Source organism: Streptomyces sp. SID5785, from assembly GCF_009870065.1.
GTDB lineage: Bacteria > Actinomycetota > Actinomycetes > Streptomycetales > Streptomycetaceae > Streptomyces.
Map to the genome: position 1 here is coordinate 1 of NZ_WWIA01000486.1, position 1,802 is coordinate 1,802.

The 1,802-nt window shown below is 73.9% G+C and carries 3 protein-coding genes and 1 pseudogene; 1 reads left to right on the forward strand and 3 read right to left on the reverse strand.

The window, feature by feature from the left end; genetic code table 11:
• The 3 genes and pseudogenes from GTW43_RS15725 to GTW43_RS15730 form a co-directional block, all read right to left on the reverse strand.
• Window positions 1-186 (reverse strand): annotated as a pseudogene (locus tag GTW43_RS15725) (DEAD/DEAH box helicase); the annotation flags it as partial.
• The gene (locus GTW43_RS37530) at window positions 183-374 is read right to left on the reverse strand and encodes a hypothetical protein (RefSeq protein WP_202501481.1); all 192 of its coding nucleotides are present in this window, start codon (window positions 372-374) and stop codon (window positions 183-185) included. The pseudogene GTW43_RS15725 and the gene GTW43_RS37530, both read right to left, overlap by 4 nt.
• 35 nt (window positions 375-409) lie before the next feature.
• Window positions 410-913: an Asp23/Gls24 family envelope stress response protein gene (locus GTW43_RS15730; RefSeq protein ID WP_161302628.1), complete on the reverse strand. Its 504-nt coding sequence runs from the start codon at window positions 911-913 to the stop codon at window positions 410-412.
• 165 nt (window positions 914-1,078) lie between these two features.
• Between GTW43_RS15730 and GTW43_RS15735 the strand changes: the two genes are divergently transcribed.
• The gene (locus GTW43_RS15735; RefSeq protein ID WP_343246019.1) at window positions 1,079-1,660 is read left to right on the forward strand and encodes a sigma-70 family RNA polymerase sigma factor; all 582 of its coding nucleotides are present in this window, start codon (window positions 1,079-1,081) and stop codon (window positions 1,658-1,660) included.
• Window positions 1,661-1,802 lie beyond the last annotated feature (142 nt).

Sequence of the window (1,802 nt, forward strand, 5' to 3'; positions counted from 1 at the left end):
GAGCGGCACGCGCGCGGGCAGGTCCACCTCGACCGCGACGGCCGCGTGCCGCCCGTTCACCCGGGCGGCACCCTTCGCGAGGGCGCCCGGGCCGCCGCCCGCCGCCTCGGCCGCCGCCCGCTCCACGATGCGGCGCACCGCCCGGTCCGACACGACGGTCGTGCCGCGCGCGGCCGCCGTACTCATCGCCGGCCCCGTTCGTAGGCGTCCCGCAGGTCGCTCAGTCTGCCGCCCTGCTCGAACCAGCGGCCCACCGCCCAGCCCAGGCCGCCGAGCGCGGCCACGAGCAGGAACGCCCCGAAGCCGCCGAAGTACGCGGCGAACGCCAGCGCCATGCCCGCGACCGCCCCGAGGAACGCCCTGTCCCCTGTCACTGCTGTCCCCTCTCGACTCCGGACCGGTAGGCCACTCACTCGACGCGCGTGTCGCTGTCCGGCGCCTGGTCGTCCTCGGGCAGGTGCACGTCGTTGATCGTGACGTTGACCTCGACGACCTCCAGGCCCGTCACCCGCTCCACGGCGGAGACGACGTTCTCGCGCACCTCGCGGGCCAGGTCCGCGATCGGCACCCCGTACTCCACGACGAGGTCCAGGTCGATCGCCGTCTGCCGCTCGCCGACCTCGACCTTGACGCCGCGTCCGACGTTCGGGCGGCCGCCCGGCACCCGGTCGCGCACGGCGCCGATCGTGCGCGACAGACCGCCGCCCATGTCGTACACCCCGGGAATCTCCCGCGCGGCGATCCCGGCCACCTTCACCACGACGACATCGGCGATCGAGGTCCGGCCGCGGTCGGCGGCGGGCTGGTCGGCTCCGGTGGCGCCGCCGGACACGTCCGTGGTCTGCACCGTGCGGGCGCCCGGCGCGGTCGCGGCCTGCGGGACGGTCGGTGCCTTCTGCGTGCTCGTGCTCATGGCGCGTCCTTCTTCCTGTCGCGGGTAGTTGCTCTCACCCGGACAGACCCCGCCCGGGTGCGCTTGTGACGCACTCGTGCGAAGAACTTTCCGGTGCGTCACACAAGAGCTGGTGCCGTGTCCAACGCACAGGACCGGATGAGGCCCGACGAGAGGAGCCACTCAGTGCCGGGGTCGCGCAGACAGACCGCACCGCCCGAAGGCGGCGCGGACGACGACGCCCTGTTGGTCGTCCGCGCAGCGGAAGGGGACGAGGACGCGTTCGCGGTCCTCGTGCAGCGCCATGCTCCCGCGCTGATCAGGCTGGCCACCCGCCTGCTCGGCAACCGCGCCGAGGCCGAGGACGCCGTCCAGGACGCGCTCATCAGCGCCTGGCGCCGACTGCCCGAGTTCCAGCGGCAGGCGTCCTTCAGCACCTGGACGTACCGCATCGTCACCAACCGCTGTCTCAACGTGCTGCGCGCCCGCAGGCCCGTGGCACCGCTGGAGTCCGCGGGCGAGGTGCCCGCACCCGAGCACGCCGTGTCCCCGGCCCGCATCGCCGAGGGACGCGACGCGGTCCGCGAGCTGCGGGACGCGCTCGAGGACCTCTCGGCCGAACAGCGCGCCTGCTGGGTGCTGCGCGAACTCGACGGCCAGTCCTACGAATTCATCGCGGACGCGGTCGGCATCAGCCAGGAGGCTGTCCGGGCCCGTGTCTTCCGTGCACGACGCTGCCTGACTCAAGCACTGGGGGCCTGGCGATGACCGCTCACACCGATCCGCCCACCGCACGCTCCGGCGCCGCCGACGACGACGAGCGGCTGCCCTGCGGCCGGCTCCTGTCCCAGGTCTGGGAGGCCTGGGAGGACCGGGCCGACGACCCGCACCTGCGTACCTGCCCGCACTA

Excerpts from the sequence above, each read along its gene's own strand:
- GTW43_RS15730 (WP_161302628.1), bottom strand. The coding sequence starts at position 913 with ATGAGCACGAGCACGCAGAAGGCACCGACCGTCCCGCAGGCCGCGACC.